The sequence below is a fragment of the Hoeflea sp. Naph1 genome (assembly GCF_046837775.1).
Classification (GTDB): domain Bacteria; phylum Pseudomonadota; class Alphaproteobacteria; order Rhizobiales; family Rhizobiaceae; genus Hoeflea.
The window spans coordinates 1,022,076-1,047,997 of record NZ_CP177286.1 but is presented as its reverse complement, the minus strand read 5'-3'; the positions used below and the strand labels follow the sequence as shown (position 1 = coordinate 1,047,997).

General features: G+C 60.5%; 24 protein-coding genes. 8 read left to right on the top strand and 16 right to left on the bottom strand.

Translation table 11 applies throughout. The features are described 5' to 3' along the window. Positions 1-48 precede the first annotated feature (48 nt). The 3 genes from ACK6D9_RS04970 to ACK6D9_RS04960 form a co-directional block, all read right to left on the bottom strand. The gene (locus ACK6D9_RS04970) at positions 49-426 is read right to left on the bottom strand and encodes a methylglyoxal synthase (RefSeq protein ID WP_412050865.1); all 378 of its coding nucleotides are present in this window, start codon (positions 424-426) and stop codon (positions 49-51) included. Positions 427-568: 142 nt separating this feature from the next. Beyond that, on the bottom strand, positions 569-1,630 hold the full coding sequence (gene mepA, locus ACK6D9_RS04965) for a penicillin-insensitive murein endopeptidase (RefSeq protein WP_412050864.1): 1,062 nt from the start codon (positions 1,628-1,630) through the stop codon (positions 569-571). Between the two features lie 97 nt (positions 1,631-1,727). After that, positions 1,728-3,593, bottom strand: a complete 1,866-nt coding sequence (locus ACK6D9_RS04960; protein WP_412050863.1) for a hypothetical protein — start codon at positions 3,591-3,593, stop codon at positions 1,728-1,730. Between the two features lie 105 nt (positions 3,594-3,698). On the opposite strand from ACK6D9_RS04960, the gene ACK6D9_RS04955 reads away from it, so the two are divergent. Continuing rightward, positions 3,699-4,730 carry a glycosyltransferase gene (locus ACK6D9_RS04955; protein WP_322988881.1) on the top strand — a complete coding sequence of 344 codons (1,032 nt, stop codon included), beginning with the start codon at positions 3,699-3,701 and terminating at the stop codon, positions 4,728-4,730. Beyond that, on the top strand, positions 4,727-5,107 hold the full coding sequence (locus ACK6D9_RS04950; RefSeq protein ID WP_412050862.1) for a GtrA family protein: 381 nt from the start codon (positions 4,727-4,729) through the stop codon (positions 5,105-5,107). The genes ACK6D9_RS04955 and ACK6D9_RS04950 overlap by 4 nt, the downstream gene beginning before the upstream one ends. 35 nt (positions 5,108-5,142) lie before the next feature. Here ACK6D9_RS04950 and ACK6D9_RS04945 read toward each other — a convergent pair whose 3' ends face one another. The 9 genes from ACK6D9_RS04945 to infC all read right to left on the bottom strand — a co-directional run bounded on the left by ACK6D9_RS04945 (position 5,143) and on the right by infC (position 14,194). Further along, complete coding sequence (locus tag ACK6D9_RS04945; RefSeq protein ID WP_412050861.1) at positions 5,143-6,129, bottom strand: Gfo/Idh/MocA family protein; 987 nt, start codon at positions 6,127-6,129, stop codon at positions 5,143-5,145. 49 nt (positions 6,130-6,178) lie between these two features. Further along, positions 6,179-7,564: a nicotinate phosphoribosyltransferase gene (locus ACK6D9_RS04940; protein WP_412050860.1), complete on the bottom strand. Its 1,386-nt coding sequence runs from the start codon at positions 7,562-7,564 to the stop codon at positions 6,179-6,181. Between the two features lie 176 nt (positions 7,565-7,740). Then, on the bottom strand, positions 7,741-10,152 hold the full coding sequence (gene pheT, locus ACK6D9_RS04935) for a phenylalanine--tRNA ligase subunit beta (RefSeq protein ID WP_412050859.1): 2,412 nt from the start codon (positions 10,150-10,152) through the stop codon (positions 7,741-7,743). An 18-nt stretch (positions 10,153-10,170) separates the two neighbouring features. After that, a complete protein-coding gene (locus tag ACK6D9_RS04930; RefSeq protein WP_412050858.1) occupies positions 10,171-10,695 on the bottom strand; it encodes a hypothetical protein in 525 nt (174 codons plus the stop codon). A gap of 28 nt (positions 10,696-10,723) precedes the next feature. Then, the gene (pheS, locus tag ACK6D9_RS04925; protein WP_412050857.1) at positions 10,724-11,809 is read right to left on the bottom strand and encodes a phenylalanine--tRNA ligase subunit alpha; all 1,086 of its coding nucleotides are present in this window, start codon (positions 11,807-11,809) and stop codon (positions 10,724-10,726) included. A gap of 4 nt (positions 11,810-11,813) precedes the next feature. After that, positions 11,814-12,668 carry a serine/threonine protein phosphatase gene (locus ACK6D9_RS04920; protein ID WP_412050856.1) on the bottom strand — a complete coding sequence of 285 codons (855 nt, stop codon included), beginning with the start codon at positions 12,666-12,668 and terminating at the stop codon, positions 11,814-11,816. An 87-nt stretch (positions 12,669-12,755) separates the two neighbouring features. Beyond that, entirely contained in the window at positions 12,756-13,157 is a 402-nt protein-coding gene (gene rplT, locus ACK6D9_RS04915) for a 50S ribosomal protein L20 (RefSeq protein WP_412050855.1), read from the bottom strand. A 37-nt stretch (positions 13,158-13,194) separates the two neighbouring features. Next, positions 13,195-13,395, bottom strand: coding sequence for a 50S ribosomal protein L35 (rpmI, locus tag ACK6D9_RS04910; protein WP_045647687.1), 201 nt, complete (start codon positions 13,393-13,395; stop codon positions 13,195-13,197). 262 nt (positions 13,396-13,657) lie between these two features. Further along, positions 13,658-14,194 (bottom strand): translation initiation factor IF-3, encoded by a 537-nt coding sequence (gene infC / locus ACK6D9_RS04905; protein WP_322989694.1) that lies wholly within the window; start codon positions 14,192-14,194, stop codon positions 13,658-13,660. On the opposite strand from infC, the gene ACK6D9_RS04900 reads away from it, so the two are divergent. The 3 genes from ACK6D9_RS04900 (at position 14,087) to ACK6D9_RS04890 (ending at position 15,969) form a co-directional block, all read left to right on the top strand. Continuing rightward, the gene (locus ACK6D9_RS04900) at positions 14,087-14,335 is read left to right on the top strand and encodes a hypothetical protein (RefSeq protein WP_412050854.1); all 249 of its coding nucleotides are present in this window, start codon (positions 14,087-14,089) and stop codon (positions 14,333-14,335) included. The genes infC and ACK6D9_RS04900 overlap by 108 nt on opposite strands. 51 nt (positions 14,336-14,386) lie before the next feature. Beyond that, entirely contained in the window at positions 14,387-15,184 is a 798-nt protein-coding gene (locus tag ACK6D9_RS04895) for an alpha/beta hydrolase (protein ID WP_412050853.1), read from the top strand. Between the two features lie 176 nt (positions 15,185-15,360). Continuing rightward, the gene (locus tag ACK6D9_RS04890; protein ID WP_412050852.1) at positions 15,361-15,969 is read left to right on the top strand and encodes a transglutaminase-like cysteine peptidase; all 609 of its coding nucleotides are present in this window, start codon (positions 15,361-15,363) and stop codon (positions 15,967-15,969) included. A gap of 84 nt (positions 15,970-16,053) precedes the next feature. On the opposite strand, the gene ACK6D9_RS04885 is transcribed toward ACK6D9_RS04890, so the two are convergent. From ACK6D9_RS04885 to mbfA, 3 genes are all read right to left on the bottom strand, one after another. Beyond that, a complete protein-coding gene (locus ACK6D9_RS04885) occupies positions 16,054-17,337 on the bottom strand; it encodes an MFS transporter (RefSeq protein ID WP_412050851.1) in 1,284 nt (427 codons plus the stop codon). A gap of 166 nt (positions 17,338-17,503) precedes the next feature. Then, positions 17,504-19,213: a polysaccharide biosynthesis protein gene (locus ACK6D9_RS04880; RefSeq protein ID WP_412050850.1), complete on the bottom strand. Its 1,710-nt coding sequence runs from the start codon at positions 19,211-19,213 to the stop codon at positions 17,504-17,506. A gap of 460 nt (positions 19,214-19,673) precedes the next feature. Further along, positions 19,674-20,657: an iron exporter MbfA gene (mbfA, locus tag ACK6D9_RS04875; RefSeq protein WP_412050849.1), complete on the bottom strand. Its 984-nt coding sequence runs from the start codon at positions 20,655-20,657 to the stop codon at positions 19,674-19,676. Between the two features lie 125 nt (positions 20,658-20,782). On the opposite strand from mbfA, the gene ACK6D9_RS04870 reads away from it, so the two are divergent. The 3 genes from ACK6D9_RS04870 (at position 20,783) to lepA (ending at position 24,923) form a co-directional block, all read left to right on the top strand. Continuing rightward, the gene (locus ACK6D9_RS04870; RefSeq protein WP_412050848.1) at positions 20,783-21,634 is read left to right on the top strand and encodes a lipo-like protein; all 852 of its coding nucleotides are present in this window, start codon (positions 20,783-20,785) and stop codon (positions 21,632-21,634) included. A 50-nt stretch (positions 21,635-21,684) separates the two neighbouring features. Then, positions 21,685-23,001 (top strand): SulP family inorganic anion transporter, encoded by a 1,317-nt coding sequence (locus tag ACK6D9_RS04865; RefSeq protein ID WP_412050847.1) that lies wholly within the window; start codon positions 21,685-21,687, stop codon positions 22,999-23,001. A gap of 113 nt (positions 23,002-23,114) precedes the next feature. Further along, positions 23,115-24,923: a translation elongation factor 4 gene (lepA, locus tag ACK6D9_RS04860; protein ID WP_267654895.1), complete on the top strand. Its 1,809-nt coding sequence runs from the start codon at positions 23,115-23,117 to the stop codon at positions 24,921-24,923. Between the two features lie 51 nt (positions 24,924-24,974). Here lepA and ACK6D9_RS04855 read toward each other — a convergent pair whose 3' ends face one another. After that, on the bottom strand, positions 24,975-25,916 hold the full coding sequence (locus tag ACK6D9_RS04855; protein WP_412050846.1) for a DMT family transporter: 942 nt from the start codon (positions 25,914-25,916) through the stop codon (positions 24,975-24,977). Positions 25,917-25,922 lie beyond the last annotated feature (6 nt).

Sequence of the window (25,922 nt, the reverse complement as noted above, 5' to 3'; positions counted from 1 at the left end):
TGATCTTGTTGCGGCGCGGCCGGTGCCGCGTCATCGGAATTCCGCCGTTCAGGCAAGCGCCTTCAGCAGGGTTTCGGCTGTGGCGCGGTTAAGCGCCATGGGAACATCATAGACGATGGCGAGCCGCATCAGCGCCTTGACGTCGACATCGTGCGGCATGGCCGTCAGCGGATCGACGAAAAAAATCACCAGACCGACATCGCCGGTGGCGATCAAAGCGCCAATCTGCTGATCGCCGCCGAGCGGGCCGCTCTTGAGCCGGGTCACGTCCAGATCCGGACAGGCTTCGATGATGCGGGCGCCGGTGGTGCCGGTGGCGACAATCGGAAATGCCTTCATCGCCTTTTCGTGCGATTTGGCAAATGCGGCCAGATCGTCTTTTTTCTGATCATGGGCGATCAATGCGATGGCTTTGTGGACCGTCATGGGTGCTTATGTTCCCGGAAAATCCGCCGATATGACGGATTTGTTGCTTTCAATCGATTTGAAAGGTCAGTCTATAACCTGTCTCCGACAGCGGCGAAAGCCGCCTGACGCATGAAATTTGGATGACAGCCGGTGACCCCGTCTAATTAATCGGGCGCGGCGTCGGCAATGGAACATTCAGCGGCAAGGGGGCAAACTCCGAAGCGGCAACCGTGCCGGCATTGGCCCTGGCGATGCTGGCAATCGGATCGGCGCCGAACGTGACCTGGGCTTCCGAGCCGGGCGCAGACGCCGATGCCACGGCGGTGCAGGCCTTCGGCAGATCGGCAAGTGTCAGCTGACGCCGCTTCGGCTTGGGCTTGTCGTCCTTGCTGGGCTTGGCCGGCGCCCAGGGTTCGTCGGTGAACCACCAGGCCAGCGACTTGTCGCATCCGGAACTCGTTGGCGGCGGGTTCTGGCTGCGGCATCCGCTGACGCCGGGCGGGCATTTGATGCGAATGTGGAAATGATAGTGGTGGCCGTAATAGGGACGGAGCTTGCCCATCGCCGAGCGGTCGCCGCGCCAGGTGTCGCACAACTTCTTCTTGATGCCGGGATGGATGAAAATGCGTTCGACCTCGGGATAGCTTGCAGCCCGCATCAGCAAATGAGCGTGCGCATCCGTCCAGACAGCGTCATCGACATAAAGCGTGTTCTTTTTCAGCATAGAGGTTGCGGAAATATCCTCCCGCTCGCGCACCGACAGGGTGCGAGCGGGCATTGGCGTCAGCCAGATATCGGCATCGAGCCCGACCTGATGCGAGGCGTGGCCCGACAGCATCGGCCCACCGCGCGGCTGGGCAATATCGCCGACCAGAAGGCCGGGCCAGCCATCTCGAGCCGCCGCTTCCCGTGACAGCTTTTCGACCAGCGCGATCAGGTCCGGGTGGCCCCAGCGCCGGTTGCGCGACAGCCGCATGGCCTGCCAGGTCGGACCATCGGTGGGGATGGCAATACCGCCGGCCAGGCAGCCTTTGGAATAAAATCCGACCGCGCGGGCAGGCAACAGCGCCGGCAGACTGGCGGCGCCAAAAATCTCCTTGGCCGGCTTGCCGGAATCAGCGGCGTGAGCATCGGGAACAAAGGGCGATCCCATCAAAACGAGGAGCGCTGCCATGGCGGCAGCGACATGGCTCAGAAATGTGCGTGCAGGCATGCCGGTCATTGTCAGGCTCCGTCTTCCGCTCGGCGCGGTGTGCGCAAATCACGGATAGCCACGATAGCGCGACGGCGCGTCCGTGCAAACAGCCACGAGGATGGTGTTACGGTGCGACTCGATAAAGCTGCAGCGGTTTGCTCAGCGTTCCCGGCACAGGTTCGAGCCAGGCCGGCACCTGCCCCTTGGCCAGTTGCGCGTAAAGCCCGTCGGGTGCAGCCTTGATGACATTGGCGATCTGCGGATCGCTTGGGCAATAGGCAATCACGGTGACGCCGGCGCCGCGCAGGAACTTGACCGCATCCACCGGCGGCGCCATCGCCGCATGCAATTCGGTGAGCATGCCGCCCTGGTTACGGTGATAGGGCGCCGAGAGCACCCGGTGGCGGGTAAAGCGCAGGATATGCGCGCCAAGATTTGACGGACCCGCCACCACGCCCGTCGGTTCGCGGGCAAGATCAGCCAGAGCTTCACCGGACGTGCAGGAGATTTCCTCTTCTTCCGCAGCATTGGCGGTACCGGTAATTTTGTCGACACCCATCGACAGCACTGCGCCCGCCAAGGCCCAGACGACCGGCACCGATGCGAAGGCCATGCCAGCAAAGGCCAACCCCTTGCGCAGGTCTTTCGGGTCGGCATTGGAACGGGTGCGGAGTTCGGCAACCAATGCTGCCAGCGGAATGGCGGAGATCAGATTGGCAAAGACAGCGCCGCGCACCTGAACCAGGGCGATTGCCCAGGAGACAAGCAGCAACGCCAGCAACACGCCATGAGCATGGATCTCGCGCCCCTGCATGAGCCTGCGCACGCACAAACCCATCGCCAGTACCGGGACCGCGTAGAAGCCGGCGACCGCCCAGGGCTGGACCCTGATTTCACCGAGGATCGATTGAGCTTCGGTGACATTGTTGAGCCACATGGTGACCAGCAGCGGATCGAGAGTGGCGAGAGGATTGCCCAGGCATTGCGGCGCGACTGTCACCGCCAGACCAAGGGTGCCAATGCCGACGAGGCCGAGAGCGGCGAAGCGGACGGCAAAGCTCTGGCGCGACGTCGACGCCACGGCAAGGAAGAAGGCTCCGGCGCCGACGACGCCGAGCGAATAAAAACCAGTCGACAGCGCATCGCAGGCAACCAGGCCATATTGCGCAGGTGGCACCGTGATAAAGAACGCCGCCGTCAGGGTTGCGGCCATGGCCAGCGCGAAAGCCTGTGCCGCCGCCTTTACCGGTTCGCCAAGCCAGAGCCATTGACCGGCAACGATCAGCGCGACAATTGCCACATGTGGTGTCGTTTCAGCGCCGATGGCGATTGCCAATGATGCGGCAATGCCGGCAATCGCATGGGCCAGCGGCGGACGTTGCGGCAGTATCAGGCAGGCCGTCATGATCGCCATCAGTGCGAGCTGGACGTTGTGATGATCGATCGAGCCCGGCTGGAAGCGGTTGAAGCCGAGCACGAACAGGAAGGCCATGGCAAGGCCGATCAACCGACCGGACAGGCCCGCAAGGATGCCGCCGCTGAGCGCCAGCGCGTAGAAGATCGGCAGCACGGTGAGCAATGGCCAGACAAACAGCGCCGAGGCTTCCGCCAGGGTCGGGCTCATGACGAGCGAAAACAGCATGATCAGGTTGGCGATCGGCAGGTCGATAAGGCGCGACCAGTGCATCAGCGTGCCGCCCTCAAGGCCGAGCCGTGTCTGGGTGAGATCGAACCAGCCCTGACCGGAAAGCAGATCACGCACCTGAACCAGACGCAGAACGTCGTCATTGTCGGCGCCGACATAATCGACATAGGAGGTAAAATGCATCACCGTGGTCAGCAGCACAAACAGCGCGAAAACCAGCCAGACCGGCTTGTGCAGCGGGGCCAACAGATTTGAAGGCCGGGCGCTTGTAAAAGACTTGGCACTTCCGGAAAGCGCGGCAGATTGTATTCCGGCCTCGGCGATCGCCAGGTTACTCTTGGACACGAGAAAACTCCAACCCACTTTCTAGAACTTGTTCAACCTAGCCTTAACCTTCTCAAGAAATAGTAAAGCCACAGGCGTACGCGCCGACACTTTACGGGGATCCCCATGACTGACGCTGTGTTTGAAAGCCTCGAAATTGCGGTATTGTTGCCCTGCTACAACGAAGCCGAAACGATCGGCGATGTCGTCGCCGGCTTCCGCGCGGCGCTGCCGACGGCGCGGATCTATGTCTATGACAACAATTCCAAGGACCAGACCGCCCTGCGCGCAGCACTCGCCGGAGCCACGGTGGTGCGCGAGCGGCGCCAGGGCAAGGGGCATGTGGTGCGGCGGATGTTTTCCGACATCGAGGCCGATATCTACCTGATGGCCGATGGCGATGGAACCTATGCGCCCGCCGATGGACCGGACCTGATCCGCACCCTGCTGACCGAAGGCTGCGACATGGTGGTGGGCACACGGCGCGGGGTTACCGATGACGCCGGCCGCCGGGGTCATGCCTTTGGCAACTCGATTTTCAACACATTGTACAAGTCGATTTTCGGAAATGATTTTTCCGACATCTTCTCAGGCTACCGGGCATTTTCGCGCCGTTTCGCCAAGAGCTTTCCGGCGGTTTCCGGCGGTTTCGAGATTGAAACCGAGATGAGCGTACATGCCTCGGTGCTGAAGCTGCCGGTGGCCGAACTTCAGCTCGATTACGGCCGCCGACCGGAAGGCTCGGAATCCAAACTGTCGACCTTCAAGGATGGTGCGAAAATCCTCTGGATGTTCGCCATGCTGATGAAGGAAACCAGGCCGTTCACGTTTTTCAGCTATCTCAGCCTGGCCACGCTTGGCATGTCGATGGTGTTGATGGTGCCCGTGCTCAATGAGTATTTCCTCACCGGTCTGGTGACGCGGATGCCGACATGGATGCTCGCCGTGGGGCTGCTGATGATGTCGCTGATGATCTTCTCTGGTGGCGTCATTCTCGATTCGGTGGCGCGAGGCCGGGTGGAACAAAAGCGTTTTCAGTATATGTTGCTGTCGACACCCCGTGATGATGGCCGCAATGCAGACGCGTCGAGCCGGCGCCGGACTACCGGGACCGACACGGGTTCAACCGATGATACGAGCCGAAAACTGGCTTCATGAGAAAAGTCACCTTCTTTCTTTTCGCTGGCGCGCTGGGTTTTGCGGTTGATGTCGGCGTGCTCTGGCTGTTTCTGCATTTTTCGCTGCTGGATCCGTTCAGCGCCCGGGTGCTGGCAATCACTGCGGCGATGCTGTGCACCTACATGATCAACCGAACCTTCACCTTTGGTGCCTCGCACCGACGCGTGAGCGTTGAGGGCGCGCGCTATGGCAGCGTCGGCCTCGTCTCGGCGCTGCTCAATTACGCGGTCTATTCGGCCTGCCTGCTGTTGCTGCCGGATGTATCGCCCTATCTGGCCCTAATCCTCGGATCAGGCTCGGCGACGGTGTTTTCCTATCTGGGCTATTCGCGCTTCGTGTTCGGGCCGCACCCCTGAGCCGGACCGGCCAAACTCGTGCGCCAGGAAGCGCGCTACACCTTCTCCCAACCGTCATGGTCGGCCGCACGATAGGCGGCATCGATGAGCTTCTGGTTGAGCACGGATTGCTCGAGGGTGAAGACCTCGTCATCGCTGCCACCGACCTTGCGGACAAAGGCCTCGGCCTGCAGCCGGTACTGGCGCACACCGGGAAATCGGAAGACTTCGGCGCGATCATGATTACGACTGTAGAGCGCCACCTCGGGATTGCCGAAATCGCCGGCGTTGAACGGGGCGGTCACTTCCAGATAGCCCTCGTCACCATGGAAAACCATCAGTTGCCGCGCCGCCATCTGGGTTGATACGTAGAATGTCAGGTCGAAATCGCCGAAATCGGCTTTCACGCTGGCATAGATATCGGTGCCGAAATCGGCATCGCGCTCCACCGTCGCCTGCAGTCTGACCGGCTCGGCTCCGGTCGAGAACCGGGTCGACACCGCCACATAGACCCCGATATCGGGCAATCCGCCACCGCCCAGTTCGGGCTGGTTGCGCATGTTCTGCGGGTCCTTGTTGAAATAGCTGAAAGCGCCCTGGACATGGCGCAAGCGTCCCACCGCGCCGGCGGCCAGAAGCTCGCGCACCTTTTTCCATTGTGGGTGATAGGTGACCATGAAGGCTTCGCAGACGAGCACATTGTTGGCGTCGCGGGCCTTGATCAGCGGTGCGATTTCATCCGCGTGAAGCGAGATCGGTTTTTCGCACAGCACATGCTTGCCGGCTTCGGCTGCCTTGATCGCCCACTCGATATGCTGCGATGTCGGCAACGGGATGTAGACGCCATCGATTTCCGGAGAGGCGAGAAGCTCCTCGTAGGACGCAAACGCATGCGGAACACCAAAGCGATCGGCAAGTGCCCTTGCGCGGCCATGGTCGCGGCTGGCAATAGCGCTGACGACGCCGTTTTCGGAATCCAGCAATTGCGGAATAACCTGTTCGCGACCGATCTTGGCAGTCGACATAATTCCCCATCGAAACATCTCGGCGTCTCCCTTCGAGTTCGTTCAGTCTGACATACCGGCCTGCCGGTCAGCCTGCCACTGCGGCGCGGGCGCGGATTTCAGCAAAGGTCCAGTCGACCAGCAATTCGCCATCGCGCCAAACCGGCTGCAGCAGGTTTTCACGCTCGCCGATGTCCTTGAGCGCTACTCCAAGCGGGCGGCCGGCCTCCATCACCACCGCCTGGCGGTAGCGCTTGGAAGCCTTGCCGGGATCGGTTTTGGGGTTCTTGTTGATGCCGTGCCAGACACCATCGTCATCCTGCCGCGCATTGGCTTTCATGGCAAAGCGCAGCGTGTCGCGGTTGACCTTCTGCAACAGCCCGGCCCCCATGCCGAAGGCGATGTTTTCAGCCGACCAGCCCTTGTCCTCGAGCCGGCCGAGAATGAGGCGGATGGTTTCCGGCGTAACCCCGTCGCCCTGAATGACGCGGACTGCGGGGTTAAGCACCTTGTAACCCTTGGTGTTGAGCGTGAAGCCGAAAATCTCGCCCAGCATCTGCACGGTATCGACCGGTACCCGTGTGGCGTCGCCGGAATCAGGCCGCACCACCAAGGTGCCACCGGAGGCCTCGACCTCGGCCTTGAGTTCCTCGCCCCAGATGTTTTTCACCGCGCGATACAGATCATAGGAATCGGACACGACAGCCACCATCTTGCCCGGTCCGGCGAACTGGGTGAGCATGTTGCGGTAGGCCTCGGTCTCGCGGTCCTCGCCCCAACTGGTCATGGTTGAATGCTCGGCGGCAGGAATCGAAAAGCCCGCCATCTGCTCGTGATAGAAGCGCCGGGCATAGACCAGTGCGCTTACGGTGTCGGTGCCGAGAAAATTGACCAGATGGGCGACGCCGCCGATGCCAGCCTGTTCCAGCGATGTGGTGCCACGGGCGCCAAAATCATGCAGGCGGAACGGCAGCACCTCATCGGGTATGTCGCAGGTGCGCTCAAGCGATGCCGAAATGATGGCCCGCGCGCCGTGCGAGACCGTGGCGACGGTGGAAGGATACCAGACGGCACGCAGCAATGCGGTTTCGATGAAAGTCGGCAGCCAGAAGAAATCCGGATCGGTGTTTCTGACCTGCACCAGCGGTGTGCCGGTGGGGGCAACCATGCCTTCGGGCAGCGCCTCGATCAGCAGCGGGAAATGGCCGTTGTGGCGGGTGACGATCTTTTCGAAACCCTCGCGGTGAAACGGCAAGCCGTGGGTGGTGATCATCTCCTCGGCCTCGTCGACACCGGCCATGGTGATCTTGCGGGAGAGATAGTCCTTGAGAAACATCTGCAGGCCGAAGAACAGCACATGGTCGTGCTTGCCGCCGGGACGCGCCTCGATGTAAGCCGAAATCGCCGCCGTTTCCGGCGGATACTGGGCGAAATGCGAGTATTTGTAGCTGTCGGAATTGAGAATGGGGTTCATGATACGCATTACGCTCCGGCGCTTGATCTTGTCGACGCGCAGCATGCAATCTCACAGACCACTTCGGCAAGTGCGCCAGCCTATTTGATCGATCAGGACCCCGTTTTTATTGGAGCTTCGAGGTGATCGACCGCAACCGATCGGAGCGGCCGGCTCCAGGCCGCCCCGTTGGCAAGTTACCCTCTGAGCACACCGCCCGAAGATTTCTCCACATTGGCGATGACCGCCTTGGCCAGTCTGTCGAGATCCTCCTCGGTCAGCGTACGGTCCTTCGGTTGGATTGTGATCTCGATGGCGAGCGATTTCTTGCCTTCGCCAAGCGACGGGCCTTCAAACAGGTCAAATACGTTGACGCCGAAAATCAGCGCCTTGTCGGCACCCTGGGCGGCACGTACCAGCGTGGTCGCAGGAACATCACTGTCGACCACAAAGGCAAAATCGCGGCGCACGGCCTGGAATGCCGAGAGCGACAGCACCGGCTTGGTGCGGGTGGCCTTGCGCTTGGGTTCAGGAATGGCATCAACGAACACCTCGAAACCGCACAGCGGGCCGGAGACATCCAGTTCATCAAGCGTATTGGGGTGAAATTCGCCGAAATGGCCGAGCACGGTTTTCGGACCGAGCTTGATCAGACCGGAGCGGCCCGGATGATACCAGTCCGGCGCACCGCGCTCGAAGGACAGCCGGTCGACCGGCGCGCCGCACGCTTCAAGCGCTGCAATCGCATCGGCCTTGGCGTCAAACACCCCAACCGGCTTGGCAGCGCCATCCCAGTGACGGCCGGAACCGGTCATGGCAGCGGTGCCGCGACGGATGCCGCCGGCTACACGGCGCTGGCCTTCGGGCGTGTCGTTTTCATAGGTGCCGGAGACCTCGAACAGCGCCACATCACCATAGCCACGGTCAGCATTGCGCCGGGCAGCCAGCAGCAGACCCGGCAGCAGCGAGGGCCGCATGTCGGACATGTCGGCAGCGATCGGGTTGACCAGCTTCAGCGCACGGCTGCCGCCGCCAAACAGCTTGGCCTGATCCGCCGAGATGAACGACCAGGTCACCGCTTCCATCATGCCGCGCGCCGCAAGAGCGCGCTTGGCGGAGCGGGTGCGGATCTGGATCGTGGTCAGGATCTTGCCATTGACCGAGCCTGTCGGCACCATCGGTTCGGGCGTGATCTTGTCGACGCCGAAGATGCGCATGACTTCTTCGACCAGATCGGCCTTGCCATCGATATCCGGACGCCAGGACGGGACGGCGACCTTGACCTTCTCGCCGGTGCCGGAGACTTCAAAGCCGAGGCCTGAGAGAATCGCGCGCGACTCGTCGTTGGACACGGTGAGACCTGTCAGGCGTTTGACTTCGGAGAACGGGAAATCGACGATCTTCTTGTCATGCCCCTTGTAGCCGGTCACCCGGGCTTCGGTCGCGGTGCCGCCGCACATGTCGAGCACCAGTTCTGTGGTGCGCTCGAGACCAGGCACCATGTATTCCGGGTCGACGCCACGCTCGAAACGGTAGCGGGCATCGGTGATGATGCCCTGGTTGCGGCCGGTCTTGGCGATGTTGATCGGGTCCCAGAGAGCGGATTCGATCAACACATTGGTGGTGTTCTCGTCGCAGCCTGAATGCTCGCCGCCCATGATGCCACCGATGGATTCGGGGCCATTGTCATCGGCAATCACGACATTGGCGGGATTGAGCTTGTAGGTACGGGCGTCGAGCGCGAGGATCTCCTCGCCTTCCTGGGCGCGACGCACCACCAGCTCGCCCTTGACCTTGTCAGCATCGAAGACATGCATCGGTCGGCCCTGATCGAAGGTCATGTAGTTGGTGACATCAACCAGCGCCGAGATCGGGCGAAGACCGATTGCCAGCAGACGTTTCTGCATCCATTTCGGGCTCGGGCCGTTCTTCACACCGCGCACCAGACGCCAGGCAAAACCGGGGCAAAGGCTCTCGTCGTCGAGAATGATTTTCACATTCTGCGTCGTCTCGCCTTCCACCTTGAATTCAGGGGCTTTCGGCTGCTTGAGGGTGCCGAGACCGGAGGCGGCCAGATCACGGGCAATGCCGAAGATCGAGGTGCAATCGGGACGGTTCGGCGTCAGGTTGATCTCGATGACCGGATCATCAAGGCCAGCGTAGGATGCGAACGGCGTGCCGACCGGCGCATCTTCGGGCAGATCGATGATGCCGTCATGGCTGTCGGACATGTCGAGTTCTTTTTCCGAGCACATCATGCCGTGGCTTTCGACGCCGCGGATATTGCCGACGGAAAGCGTCACGTCGATGCCGGGGACATAGGTGCCGGGCTCGGCCAGCGCGCCGATCAGGCCGGCGCGAGCATTGGGGGCGCCGCAGACGATCTGCACCGGCTTGCCGTCGCCCTTGTCGACCATCAGCACGCGCAGCTTGTCGGCGTTGGGGTGCTGCTCGGCGGAAATGACCTTGGCGATGGTGAAGGGCTGGTATGCTGCCTTGTCATCAACATCCTCGACCTCGAGCCCGATCGCCGTCAGGCGCTCGCAGATCTGGTCGAGGGTGGCGTCGGTTTCAAGGTAATCCTTGAGCCAGGAGAGTGTGAATTTCATTCTATTTTCCTCGGACCGTTATTCTTCGACCGCATCGGTGGCAGCATCAGGAACATCAGGCTGCTTTGCCGCCCATTCGAAACAATCGCTCTGGCATTGTTTCAAGAACTCAACCGGATCAGCAACGGAAACCCCAAGCCGCCGGATACCGGCAACAAACCCTTCAATGGTGTCCTCGTCCATGTCACCGGTGTCGAGATGATTTTTTCCAACCACTATGGCAGTGAGAAGAGGCATTTCGTGGGAATGGCAATAGGCGAGAAGATCGTCCAGGTGACCGTGGCTGCCGTTCATCAATGGCCGCGCCTTGGTCCAGGTCAGCCCATTGGAGGCAGCCAGATTACCATAGCTGATATACCGGTTTTCCCTGGCGGATTTGGTCATCGCCGCTATTGACGTTGTTATGTCCAGGCCCCGTCCATGGCGCCGGTTTCGCTCAACTATCAACTCTTGAAACAAGGGCGCACGGGTCTTGCCGGCACGCTCATGGTTCGTGATCCACTGGTCGATGTCGGCATCAGATTTGGTTTCCAGGGTTGCCATTTGGCTTGCCGATCTTTTGGTTGGTGGATTACGCGCTCAAGCCGCCGAACAATGTCGGCATGTCCAGCGGGCGGAAGCCGTAGTGGCTGGTCCAGCGGACATCGGCGTTGAAGAAATCCCGCAAGTCGGGCATGCCGTATTTGAGCATTGCGATGCGATCGAGGCCCATGCCCCAGGCAAAGCCCTGATACTCGTCCGGATCAAGCCCGCCGGCGCGCAGCACGTTGGGATGCATCATGCCGCAGCCGAGGATTTCCATCCAGTCGGTTCCCTCGCCAAACTTTACGATCGGACCCGAGGTGCGGTCGCACTGGATATCGACCTCGAACGAAGGCTCGGTGAACGGGAAGAAGGACGGCCGGAAACGCATCACCACGTTGTCGACTTCGAAGAAACTCTTGCAGAATTCTTCCAAAACCCAGCGCAGATGGCCGACATTGGCGGTCTTGTCGATCACCAGCCCCTCGACCTGATGAAACATCGGCGAATGGGTGGCGTCGGAATCCTGCCGGTAGGTCTTGCCCGGAATGACGATGCGGATCGGCGGCTTCTGCGATTCCATGGTCCGGATCTGAACCGGCGAGGTGTGGGTGCGCAGAACCTTGCGTTCGCCGTTATCGTCGGGTTCTAGGAAAAAGGTGTCGTGCATTTCCCGGGCCGGATGGCCGTCCGGGAAATTCAGCGCCGTGAAATTGTAGTGATCGGTCTCGATATCGGGACCTTCGGCAATGGCAAAGCCCATATCGGCAAAGATGGCGGTGATCTCGTCGACCACCTGGCTGATCGGATGAATGCGGCCACGCTCGGCAGGTGACGTACGCACCGGCAGGCTGACATCGACAGTTTCGCGTGCAAGCCGCTCGATGATGGCGGCGTCCCGAAGCTCGGCCTTGCGGGCTGCAATGGCGCCGGCAATGCGCGCCTTGAGCCCGTTGATAGCCGGACCCGCTTCCTGGCGCTCCTCGGCTGACATCTTGCCCAAGCCCTTGAGCAATTCGGACACCGAGCCCTTCTTGCCGAGAGCCGACACGCGCACGGCCTCGATAGACGCCTCATCGGCGCTGGCTGTGATCTCGGTCATGATGGCGGTTTCAAGTGTCTGGTACTGGCTCATGAAGTCATCCGTTTAATCCGGCGCCTTGCTCTCGCTTGGCAATGACGCTGTCCATATCCGATATCGAAGCCACGAGAAACCGTGACCCGGCAATAAATCGCCTCAAATCGCTGCCTTGCAGCGAAGCGGGCACCACCCTCAGTATCCAGATCACCGGCCCGCAAAAGCGCAGCATCCGGATCAATGACCTGATGGCAGCGACAGGCGCTCCCTTCATCCATGCCTGCAAACAGTCGCGCTGTGTCTCGATATCCGGTTCCAGGGCAGTAACGGGCAACATCAGCAGAACCAGATCACGGGCCTGGGCTTCCGCAGATGGCATCACCGCTTCCGGTTCTTCCTCGAAATCAAAGAAGCAAACCTCATCGCCACCAAGCGACATATCCCGCAAATGCGGACGGCCGTGTACGAGACCTGCCCGATGCACCTCGCCAAGCGCTTCGAACGCTTTGAAAAGCATGTGCCGTTGCGACGGTGCATCCAAGTCAGCCACGCGCTCCCAAAGGGTCGGGGCCACATCGGACTGGATCATCAGCGAACCGTTTTGGTACAGAATTGCCGGCGTACGCAATCCGGCGGCGCGGAATCTTGCAATTTTCGCGCTTTCCCGCGCAACTCCTGCGGGGCCGATAGCGGGCGCACTGTTACGTAAAAAGGTCGGCAACAGCAGCGGCGAGACAAATCCGTGAAGGCGTTTTGCCAAGGCCAGAGGCTCGGTGTCGTAACGCTTGATCCAGACCCGCTGCCCGGCGACCTCCACCGCCCTGACCCTGAAATCGGGCGATTGTGCGACAGCATGCAGGATGGCTACAAGCTCATCCTCGGGAATAGTCCCGTCTGTATGTGCGCCATCACCCATGACTACTCCAAAACACGAAAAATCCCGCGCCAGCCATGCCAGCGCGGGATCCCAAAATTCAAATTCTGCTTTCGGGAAAACGCTGGCTTAGGCGACAGCGCTTTCAAATTCGTTCGGCGTCGATTCCTTGAGATACTCAAGCGCCTTCTTGGAAGCTTCGATGAGCACACCGAATGCTTCCGCGTCATGGATCGCCATGTCGGAAAGCACCTTGCGGTCAACCTCGATGCCAGCCTTGGTCAAGCCGTCGATGAAGCGACCATAGGTCAGGCCCTGCTCGCGAACAGCGGCGTTGATGCGCTGGATCCAGAGAGCGCGGAAATTCCGCTTGCGGACCTTGCGGTCGCGGTAGGCATACTGCATCGACTTGTCGACTGCGGCCTTCGCGGCGCGGATGGTATTCTTGCGGCGTCCGTAAAAGCCCTTGGCTTTCTTCAGAACCTTCTTGTGTTTTGCGTGGGACGTAACGCCCCGTTTTACGCGTGCCATATCATGATCTCCTTAAATTCGGTGGTCCCGGCTCTGCTTACAGGCCGTTGGGAAGAAACTTCTTGACGATCTTGGCGTCAGGATCCGAGAGGACCATGGTGCCGCGAGCGTCGCGAATGAACTTGTTGGACCGTTTGATCATGCCATGACGTTTGCCGGCGGCGGCGGCCATAACCTTGCCGGTTGCCGTAATCTTGAACCGCTTCTTGGCAGACGATTTCGTCTTCATCTTGGGCATTTCGCTACTCCTTGCCAGGCCTTCGGGCATCGTCGTGACGCCGCTGGGCCATCTTCTTGTTGGGTGAGACGCAAAGGACGAAGACCCCGTTTGCGTCGAGCGATGGAAACCGCCTCGGCATGCCCTGCCGGTCGGTTTGAACGCGCGCCTTATAGCCCCCGTCAGGAAAAAGAGCAACGGGGTCTGACCGATTCGGTCGTAGAAAAGCAGAAACCGGTCCCGGCACACGCCGGTCCGGTCTTTATCTGCGCGCGAGCCGACGTTATTTCGGCGCCAGCACCATCATCATCTGCCGGCCTTCGAGCTTGGGCTCAGCTTCGACCTTGGCGATTTCGATCGTGTCGTCCTTGACCTTCTGGAGCAATTTCATGCCCAGTTCCATATGCGCCATTTCTCGGCCGCGGAAACGCAAAGTGACCTTGACCTTGTCACCCTCGTCAAAGAAACGGTTCATGGCACGCATCTTCACCTCATAATCATGGGTGTCGATGTTGGGGCGCATCTTGATTTCCTTGACCTCAACGGTCTTCTGCTTCTTGCGCGCTTCGGAGGCTTTTTTCTGCGAAGCGTATTTCAGCTTACCCAAGTCAACGATCTTGCACACCGGCACATCACCAGCGGAGTTGATCTCGACAAGATCGAGGCCATCCTCTTCGGCCATGGCCAATGCCTGTTCGGTCGGCACGACGCCATGGTTCTGGCCTTCGGCATCAATGAGCTGGACCGTCGGGGTCCGGATATTCTGGTTAGCGCGGGGGCCATCATTGGTTGTGGGCGGCGCTCTAAAAGGTCTGCGAATGGCTTTGGTCTCCTGATTAACTCGTCGGGTTCCGCTGATCGCGGGCGCAAGCAGTTTGTTCTCGCGCGCAATGTCGTGATCAGCAAGCCGGTGTCAATAGCACGGCTTTGCGAAAAAATCACCACAGGGAAGTTCGCGTAACGGCGAATCTTGTAAAAGGGTACCAGATCCAGACATGGGAGCAGGGCGGATATGGCCGAAACCAATAGGAAAGAACTGATTGTGGGCACGGGCGACGACGCCCGAACGATCGCTGCGCTGACGCGCGAGGCCACCACTGCTGGCGCCGGATTGCCCGGCTTTGTCTGGCTTGGCGGCTACCGTTCGGACATGACTGGCTCGAAGGCGGAGGCTCTGTGCGTTAATGCCGGCCAGCAGGGGCGCGCGTGCTTGCGGTTTGACTATTCCGGCCACGGCGCCTCCGGCGGCAGTTTTCGCGAAGGCACGATATCGCGCTGGCTGGAGGAAAGCCTGGCCGTGTTCGACCAACTCAGTTCAGGTCCGCAGATCCTGATCGGTTCATCGATGGGGGGCTGGATTGCGTTGAGAATGGTCCAGGAACTGGCACGACGCGGCGTCCATAATCGGGTCGCGGGACTGGTGTTGATCGCGCCGGCGCCGGATTTCACGCTGGAACTTATGGAACCGGAACTGACCGAGGCGCAACGCCAGGCGCTCGAGCGGGACGGCTATTATGAAGAGCCTACGCCCTATGGCCCTGACCCCAACATCTTTACCCGGGAGCTGTTCGAGGACGGTCGCAAGAACCGGGTGCTCGACGGCCTGATCGAGACTGGCGCGCCGGTGCACATCATCCAGGGTATGGCCGATCCGGACGTTCCGTGGCGGCACGCGCTCAAGCTGATTGAGCATCTACCGTCAGACAATGTAACGCTGACATTGATCCGCGACGGCGATCACCGGTTGTCGCGCGACGAAGACATCGCCCGAATCCTGGCCGCCGCAGACGGGATCGCGCCCCGGGTCTGACCGGCCTGCCTGCCCGGTTCCGGCCGACGGTGTCGACGGCATTGTCGGGGCAGCGCGCCTGGGCCTTCCCACCGGTAACCATATAGCGAGATGACGTCAGCCTCGGAATTGACTCCTTGCTCCAACCGTTCTTAACTCTTTGTTAACGAAGTTGGACAGTGTGGAGTAAACCGGCAATGTTTTGCGGACCGGGAATAATCAGGGCGATATTGATTGCCTCAGGGGTGTTGCTGGCCTTGCCGGCCGGAACCTTCGCGTCCAATCTGTCGATGCAGACCGGCCGGGTGACGTCGCAGCCGATCGGTCATTACGAGTTTTGCAAGCTGCATGCCTCCGAGTGCAAACCGGTCAAGGGATCAGGCGCGGCGCCGAAGGTCACAGATTATGGCTGGGAGGTGGTTGAGGAGATCAACCGCGCCGTCAACTTCTCGGTAATGCCGAAGACCGATCTGGAATTGTTCGGCAAGGAAGAGGTCTGGGCCTATCCCGACATTGCCGGGGATTGCGAGGACTATGTGCTGCTCAAGCGCTACATGTTGATGGAGCGTGGATTCTCGGCGGCCGACCTGCTGATCACGGTGGTTCGCAAGCCCGATGGCGAAGGCCATGCGGTGCTGACGCTGAGAACCTCCGAAGGCGATTTTGTGCTCGACAATCTCGAGGACCGGATCAAGAACTGGCACGATACCCCCTACCGCTACCTCAAGCGCCAGGCCTCCAACAATTCCGGCCGCTGGGTGACCATCGAGAACGGTTCTGAGGTTCTGGTTGGCGCGCTGCGCTGAAGCAGCCCGACATCCGGTCAAGATCCGCTATCCCACCCCACAGACATGGCAGCGCGATCAGGAAGCTTCAAGCCAGATTGCGCATCAGGCGGCCGTCGGGACGACGGAATGGCCCGCTGCCGCCTTCGATTCGATCCGGAGTAAGCCCCAGGACGCAACGACCGTCATCACAGCAACCAGTGAAAGCAGCCCCAATGTGGCCGCGACGCCTGTATGGGCAATGGCCAGCGCTGTGCACACCGGCGCCCCTGCCATTGCGAAAAGCCGGACGGTAGCGAGCTTGCCGGTAATCGCGCCGTAGCCGTCGGTGCCAAAAAGCCGCGCCGGCAGGATCGCGCGGGCAATGAAGCTGAGCCCCTGGCCGACACCGAAACTGGCGGCAAAGACGATCACAATGATGGGACCATCTATCCACAGCGCCGAGATCAGAAGACCGAGACCCAGCAACATCATGGTGCTGGAAAACACTCCGACAACGGATGAAGCCACCCGCTCACCGGTCAGCATCTCGATCAGCCGGGCCATTACCTGCATCGGCCCGATGATCGCCCCGGCGAGGGCTGCCAGCGCAGCCTCACGGCCAAGCTGGTCGAGGATGACGAAAAACGATGTGTGGACTGCCGACATCAGAAAACTCCCGCCAGCAAAGGCAATCGACATCAGCACAAAGGAGGTGCGGCGATTGCCCGGCAGCAGCAGACCGGGTTCGCGCGGTGCCGGCTGAGGCACGGGCTGATCGGTTGCCCGTCGCGGACCGCGCGGCACCATCAGGTGAATCGGCAATGCCACCAGGAGATTGACCGCGGACAGCACCAAGCAGACGCCGCGCCAATCCATGAAACCGAGCAGCCAGTGGATCAATGGCCAGAACACGGTGGAAGCAAAGCCTGCCACCAGGGTGACGTGGGCGATGGGGCGGCGGGACTGACGGCCATGGATGGCGACGAGGGCTGCAAAACCGGTTTCATATTGGGTCATCCGGGCGGCGACCTCGATCAGCGGCATGGCAATAGCCATGCCCACCACCGACTGCACCAGCGACAGGTTGACCAGGGTCGCACCAGCCAGAATCGATCCAAGCACCATGACCGGTCGTGCGCCGAACCGGTCCATCGCCCGGCCGATGAAGGAGGCAGTGATCGCACTGCTCAACAGAGCGGCGGAGAACAAGCCGAACACGAAGCTGTTGCTCCAGCCCATATCGCGCGCGATCTCGCGGCCGAGAATGGCAAAGGGATAATACAGCGTGCCGTAGCCAATGGTCATCGAGACGCCAATCAGCAGCGTCATCGGCTCCACACGGCGGGAAGAATCGCTCACCATGCCGCCCGCGCACTGGCTCCGACCAGCCTTGTACAGCCGTACCATGAGAGGACTTTCACCAGATCCCGTCCCCGATCAGCCATGTTCTCATACTACATCACCGCGCAATTTTGTGCTCCCGGAACAGGGAAAGCGCCGATGACTGTCTTCGGAACGACACCCCACCACATCTATCTGACTTCCATTGCCCTAAAGGTCCAGGTCGGGATACTTATTCGCTTTTAACGCCCATTCCGGCGACGCGATGCAGGAACGACATCAGGCCGGCATGGTCCTCAGCAGAGGTCAGTTGCTTGAGTTCCTGGTACATCTGCTCGATATCAAGGCCTTCAGGCGCGGATTCCGCGGCGACCGAAATCTTCTGGTGTGATGTCGACAACGCCGTCTCAACCGAAAAAAACAGCTCTTCATGCAGTTTTTCGCCGGGGCGCAAGCCAACCTCTTGGATGACGATATCACCATTGGGGTTGATTTCATCGCACACCGTCAGGTTTGACAGCTGCACCATCTTGACCGCCAGATCCTTGATCCGGACCGGCTGCCCCATATCGAGAAGGAAGATCCGGCCGGGGAAATCGCCAGATTCGTCATTGCGGCGTGCTAGGCTGCCTGCCTGAATGACCAGTTGCGCAGCCTCTTCGATGGACATGAAATAGCGTGTTGTTTCAGCATGGGTCAAGGTGATCGGCCCGCCCTTACGGATCTGTTCCTTGAACAGCGGAATGACCGAACCGCTGGACCCGATTACATTCCCGAAGCGGACAGCGCAGAAGACCTTGTCGCTGTTTTTCTGTCGTGCCTTTTCGGCGAAATCCTGAACAATCAGCTCAGCCAGACGTTTCGACGCCCCCATGACGCTCGACGGCCGGACTGCCTTGTCTGTCGAGATCAGGACAAACACCTCGACCTCGCTTTCGAATGCTGCCGAAGCCACTGCATAGGTGCCGAAAGCATTGTTCTTGACGCCTACAAACGGGTTAGCCTCCACCAGCGGCACATGTTTGTAAGCGGCGGCATGAAACACCGTATGGACCTTGTTTTCGTGCATCACCCGGCGCATCAGTGCAGCGTCCGCGACGGAGCCCAGAACCGGGACTTTTTCGAAACCGGTCTGCCGCGCGAGCTCACGGTCAATCTGGTAGAGCGCAAACTCGCTCGAATCCATCATGATCAGCCTAGAAACACCTACAGCGCTGAGCTGGCGACAAAGTTCCGAGCCGATCGAGCCGCCAGCGCCGGTCACCAGAACGCATTTGCCGCGAGTATTCATCGCCATCAAGCCGGGTTCGGGCGGCACCGCATCTCGGCCGAGAAGATCACCAATCTCGACATCGCGGATCAGGTCGACGGTGTGTTTGCCATCAGCAATATCGACAAAGGCAGGAAGGATGCGAACCCTGAGGCCAAGCCCACTCAATAGCTCGACCACCTCAGCCCGGCGGGCTGTGTTGGCGCTTCGCATGGTCACGATCGCTTCATTGATGTCGTGCCGGTTGACCAGAGTCTCGAGCTCAGCAGGATTTCTGATCTTGATGCCGCCGATGGTGGCGCCCCACAAAGTGGCATCGTCATCTACCTGAAAAATGGTAATTCGGTAGCTGCTTTGCTTCAGCGTTGCAGCGATCTGGCGTCCAGCATCACCAGCGCCGTAGACAAGGATATTGCGTTGTGGAGTCGGTTCGCGGGTGAACTCAAGGATCAACCAGCGGGACGTGTAGCGAAATCCGGCCACCAGCAACAGCGACAGCAACCAGAACAGCACAAGCACCGTTTTCGGCACGGCCGTCGAGCCTTCAAGCCGAACCAGGAAGGCCACGGCCGTCCACACCACTGCTGTTACACCCACCGCCTTGAAAATCGTCCACAGTGCATGTTCGCCGACATACCGGGTGACCGAGGTATAAAGGCCGAAGGCAGACATGATAGGAATGCCGATAGCAGGCGCCGCAAGGATGAGAAGAACCTGCGTAATATCCGGACTGTACAAACCGTTGAAGCGAATGGAATACCCAAACCACACTGCACAGGCAAACAGGATGAAATCGCACCCGACGAGGATGGATTGCTTGGTGCGCCGATCTCTCGCGGCAAGCCAGTGGATCAACTTACCGATCATGCTTATTGTCTCTTCCCGCTTGTCGTTTTACTGCCAATAGCAGATTCTTGGCGCCCCGCTCAATGGCACACAGCCCCGTACTTGGCAACTCAATCGGTTGCGCTTACGCGGCGCAAAATGTCGGATTTCGGGATTTGTGTCGTGGTCACACTGAATCCTAATTCAAACCAGCATACCACCCCCAAAAGCAGCCGGATTTGCCGGCAGTCCCGATGTTCCGCTTCGCAGCCCCTGCACTTCAGCGGTTTTCTTTAGTTGACGCAGCTTACGCATTGCCGATCAGCAGGCCGGCGGCAAACACCAGTGCTCCGCCGAGCACCACCTGGAAGATCGCCCGGCTCCAGGGCGTATCCATCCAGTGGTTCTGAATCCAGGCGATGACCCAGAGCTCGACGAACACGACCGCGATGGCCACAGTCGTGGCAACGGTAAAGTCGGGGATCAGATAGGGAAGCGCGTGGCCCAGGCCGCCGATTGCCGTCATGATGCCCGAGGCCAGACCACGCTTGAGCGGCGAGCCGCGACCGGAGATGACGCCATCATCATGGGCGGCTTCGGTAAAGCCCATGGAAATGCCAGCACCGATCGAAGCCGAAAGGCCGACCAGAAACGTGGTCCAGGTATCGCCGGTGGCGAAGGCCGTGGCAAAGATCGGCGCCAGGGTCGACACCGATCCATCCATCAACCCAGCCAGGCCGGGCTGGACATAAGTGAGGATAAACTTGCGGCGCGACGTGGCCTCTTCTTCCGCCTTGACGTCCTCGGGTGTGTGCTCGAGGCCCAGCCGGCGGGCCAGCGATTGGTGGCTCTTTTCCGCCAGCGCCAGATCGCCGAGCAATTTGCGGGTGTCGGCATCGGCCGTGCGGCTGGCGGCTGCGAGATAGAAATTATGGGCTTGGGCTTCCATGTCTTCGGCCGTCTGACGGACCTTGTCGATGGATTGGTTCTCGACCAGCCAATCAGGCTTGCGTTCATAATAGCCACGCACATGTTCGCGGCGGATCAGCGGAATGCGCTCGCCGAATCGCGCCTTGTGCTGCTCGATCAGGCGGGCCCGGTGCTCGCCCTCCTCCGCCGCCATCTCCTCAAACACCTTTGCCGATTGCGGGTAATCGTCGCGCAAATGATCCGCATAGGCGAGATAGATCCGCGCATCGTCCTCCTCCGAGGAAATCGCCAGGGCCAGGATCTCCTGCTCGCTCAACGAGCTGAAGGGGCGACGGTTGAATCCGGTGATACGGGACAGCATGAGGAATCCTTTTATTAGAACCGTTCTAAACTACTGATAGAGAAGCCGCTTTTCAAGCCGGGATAAACGGAAAGTTGACTATTGCCGGGTTGATCCCGACAGACGCCCGGGTCAAGTGTTGCAGCATGACTGAAGCACGGCAAATAACTGAAACGGTCGCTGACCGGCTGGGACGGTTCCTGGCGCGGCGATTGCAATCAACCAATGAAGGTTACGAGCCCTACACGCCGTCCGATCCTGCGACCCTGTCGCGGACGCTTGAACCGGGCGACGTGCTGCTGGTGGAAGGCAACCAGAAGATCTCTGCGGCGATCAAGTACCTGACCCAGTCGACCTGGTCGCATGCGGCGCTCTATGTTGGCGACGTGCTCGCGTCCAGCAATGGTGAAGGCGAGGTCCCGCAGCTCATCGAGGTCAATCTCGGCGAGGGCTGCGTCGCCGTGCCGCTGTCGAAATACACCCGTTTCAACACCCGGATCTGCCGGCCTGTGGGTTTGACGCCGGACGACCGCGCGGCAATCGTTTCCCACATGGTCGAGCGACTTGGCGTGCGCTACGACATGAAACATATCTTCGACCTGCTGCGCTATTTCCTTCCGACCCCGCCGGTGCCGGTGCGTTGGCGCAGGCGCATGCTGGCCTTCGGCTCCGGAGACCCGACACGGGCAATCTGTTCGTCGATGATCGCCCAGGCCTTTCAGGAAATCCAATACCCGATCCTGCCCGAGGTCACGCTGGCGCCGGGGCGGCCGCATGCGGAATCGGAATTCTCCCGTCGGGAAATCCTCCACATCCGCCACCATTCGCTGTATGCGCCACGAGATTTCGATCTTTCGCCCTATTTCCGGGTGGTCAAGCCGACGCTGGAATACGGTTTCGACTACAAGCGCATCACCTGGGGCTCGACCAAGCCGGCAACCGCGGCCGAAACGCGCATCAGCACCAAGGCGCAAGAAATTCCTCCGCAGGGGAATTGACAAGTATGTAGTCAAAGTTTGAAAGTGGCGCTCCTGCAAGAGGGTCCCCCATGACACAGAACACCAACGTTCCACCCGAGGACGATGGACGCAACCATATTTTCAGCCCCAAGCTGCTGACCACGCTCCGTGGCTACAACATGCCGACCTTCATGGCCGACCTGGGGGCGGGCCTTACCGTGGCAATGGTGGCGCTGCCGCTGGCGATGGCGATAGCCATTGCTTCGGGCGCCAATCCCGGCGCCGGCATTATCACGGCGATCATCGGCGGGTTGGTGATTTCACTGCTCGGGGGCAGCCGGGTGCAGATCGGCGGTCCGACCGGCGCCTTTATCGTTGTCGTCTATTCGGTGATTGCCGAGCACGGCTATGACGGTCTGGTACTGGCGACCTTCATGGCCGGCTTGATCCTTATCATCGCCGGCGTGCTCCGTGCCGGCCGGCTGATCCGGCATGTACCCGAACCCGTCATCAATGGTTTTACCATCGGTATTGCGGTGATCATCGCCACCAGCCAGATCGCCGACTTCCTCGGCTTAAGCGCGGACAAGAAGATGCCCGCCGATTTTCTGCCCAAACTCGAGGTATTGTGGCAGATTAGGGATACGTTTTCACTCCAGAGCGCGCTGGTCGGGCTTGTGACACTGGTGCTGATCGTGGCGTTCAGGCGGGCGGCGCCGAAATTGCCGGGTCTAGTCGTCGCGGTGGCGCTGACATCGGGTGCGGTGGCAATATTCGGGCTCGACGTCGAGACGATTGCCGGTCGTTTTGGCGCGATCCAGTCGCATTTTCCCATGCCGGGTCTGCCCACGGTCAGTCTCGACCGGATTGTCGAACTGTTACCCTCGGCGCTGATCATCGCCTTCCTGGCCGGTATCGAATCGCTGCTTTCGGCGCTGGTCGCCGACCGGATGGCGGGAACCGCGCATCGCTCCAACACCGAGATCGTGGCGCAGGGCGCGGCCAATTGCGTGTCGGCGCTGTTTGCGGGGTTGCCTGCCACCGGTGCCATCGCCCGTACCGCTACCAGTATCCGCGCCGGTGCCAAGACGCCTGTTGCCGGTATCGCGCACGCACTTTTCCTGCTGGCGTTCATGGTGCTGGCGGCACCGCTCGCCGGGCTGCTGGCCTTGCCGGCGCTGGCCGCAGTGCTGGTGCTGACAGCCTGGAACATGGCCGAACCACAACATTTCGCCGAGCGGCTCAAGGGCCGCCGGTCAGATATGTTGCTGCTGCTGATGACACTGGCGCTCACCGTGCTCGCCGACCTGACTGTCGCGATTGGCGCAGGTGTTACGGTCGGGCTGTTGTTGCGCCTGCGCCGCCGCGGCATGCCGGAACCGGACTGGCATACACCGGATCGGTGATACGAAGGCGATCCGTTCCAATGTCGCCAGGATGGGTTCGCGAAACGACAGAAGTACTATTGCTCTTTACTATGAGCGATTGCCTTTTTCGCCGGTCCTGCTACATCGCGCCTATGACAAACACGCCACTTTCCCACATTCGCAATTTTTCGATCGTTGCGCACATCGATCACGGTAAATCAACGCTCGCCGACCGGCTGATCCAGACCTGCGGCGGTCTCGCCGACCGGGAGATGAGCAAACAGGTTCTCGATTCCATGGATATCGAGAAAGAGCGCGGCATCACCATCAAGGCCCAAACGGTCCGGCTGCACTATACTGCCAAGGACGGCGAGATGTATGTGCTGAACCTGATCGACACGCCGGGCCATGTCGACTTTGCCTATGAAGTGTCGCGATCGCTGAGAGCCTGCGAAGGTTCGCTGCTGGTGGTTGACGCCAGCCAAGGGGTCGAGGCGCAGACGCTCGCCAATGTTTATGCGGCGCTTGATGCCGACCACGAAATCGTGCCGGTGCTCAACAAGATCGACCTGCCGGCGGCCGAGCCCGACCGGATCAAGGAGCAGATCGAAGAGGTCATCGGGCTGGACGCCTCCGACGCGGTGATGATTTCGGCCAAGACCGGCATCGGCATACCCGATGTACTCGAAGCCATCGTTACGCGCCTGCCCGCGCCCAAGGGCGGGACCGTCAAGGATCCGCTCAAGGCAATGCTGGTCGACAGCTGGTATGACACCTATCTCGGCGTCATCGTGCTGGTGCGGATCATCGACGGTGAAATGAAAAAGGGCCAGCAGATCCGGCTGATGGGCACCGACGCCCGCTACACGGTCGAGCGGATCGGCGTCATCACCCCCAAGCTGGTGGCCACAGACTCGCTCGGACCGGGCGAGATCGGTTTCATTACCGCCTCGATCAAGGAAGTGGCCGACACCCGCGTCGGCGATACCATCACCGAAGACAAGCGGCCAACGGCGAAAGCCCTGCCCGGCTTCAAACCGGCGCAGCCGGTGGTGTTCTGTGGCCTGTTCCCTGTCGATGCCGCAGATTTTGAAGAACTTCGCGCGGCCATGGGCAAGCTCAGGCTCAACGATGCCTCGTTCTCGTTCGAAATGGAAACATCCGCAGCGCTCGGTTTTGGTTTCCGCTGCGGCTTTCTCGGGCTCTTGCACCTGGAAATCATCCAGGAGCGGCTCGAGCGCGAGTTCAATCTCGACCTGATCGCCACAGCGCCGTCGGTGATCTACCGGCTCAACATGACCAATGGCGATGTTGTGGAACTGCACAACCCGGCCGACATGCCGGACGTGGTCAAGATCAAGAGCATCGAGGAGCCGTGGATCAAGGCAACCATCCTGACCCCGGACGAGCATCTTGGCACGATCCTGAAGCTTTGCCAGGATCGCCGCGGCATCCAGACCGACCTGTCCTATGTCGGCAAGCGGGCGATGGTGACATATCAACTGCCGCTCAACGAAGTGGTGTTCGATTTTTACGACCGGCTGAAATCGATCTCCAAGGGCTATGCCAGCTTCGACTACCAGATCACCGGCCACCAGGAAGGCGATCTGGTCAGGATGTCGATCCTGGTCAATGACGAGCCTGTGGATGCGCTGTCGATGCTGGTGCACAGATCAGCTGCTGAAAAACGCGGCCGGGTGATGTGCGAAAAGCTCAAGGAACTGATCCCGCGGCACATGTTCAAGATCCCGATCCAGGCCGCCATCGGAGGCAAGGTAGTGGCGCGCGAGACCATCTCGGCCATGCGCAAGGACGTGACTGCGAAGTGCTATGGCGGCGATGCCACCCGCAAGCGCAAGCTCCTGGACAAGCAAAAGGCCGGCAAGAAGCGGATGCGGCAGTTCGGCAAGGTCGACATTCCGCAGGAAGCCTTCATCGAAGCGCTGAAAATCAGCGACTGAAAAACGAGCGCCGGCGTAAAGCCGGCGTCATTCTGTTGGATGGCTGCCCACTCAGTTGGGCAACGGCAGCGCGGTGCGGCGGCTACGGTGCCACTGCCAAAGAATATGGCCCACCAGTGCCAGAAACACCACGACGCCGCCAACAAGGGTGCGTGGTGCCGGCACTTCACCATGGATGAGCCAGACCCAGACCGGTCCGAAGGCCGGCTCCATGGTGGAAATCAGCGCCGCCAGCGCCGAGGGGATCAGCCGCGCACCGGTGACGAACATGGCCATGCCAAGCCCCAGGGTGAGCGCCCCGAACAGCACCAGCAGCCCCAGGTCGGCTAGGCCGACACGCATCCCCGACGACAACAGGAAGGCTACAAAACCACCGACCATGATGCCGAGGCAGGCGGCCGGCGTCATCCGCACCCCCGAATAGCGCCGGGTGATGACGGTGGCGGCAGCAAAAACGACCGCAATTGTCAGCGCCAAACCATCGCCGATGAAGGAAATGTTGGTGCCAAAGGAATCCGAGACCATGACGGAAATCCCGGCAATAACCATCAGGATCGCCGCCCAGGTGACAGCGTCCACCGCCTCGCGCAAGAACACCACGCCAAGCAGAGCGGCGATCAGTGGCACACCGGCCTGCATCAACAGGATGTTGGCGACCGTGGTGTAGCCGAGCGCCACCACAAAGGAGGTGGTGGCTATGGCCACGCAGAAGGCCACGCCGAGCCCCGGCAGGCCCATGGAACGGAACAGCCGCATCGTGCCCGCGGGGCCGTCGCGCCAGAGCATGAACCCCATCAGCAACAACGTGGCGAAGAAATCGCGCCAGGCGATGATCGCCCATGGATCGGTGATTTCGAGTCCACGGGCAATGGCGCCACCAAAACTCCAGGCCATGGCCGCGCCGAACACCAGCAACCCGCCCCGACGGGCCTCCGAAACCGGCGGCGCGGCGGGACCGGGCACAGGCATCAATGCAGCGGGCGCATGGTTCATTTTACT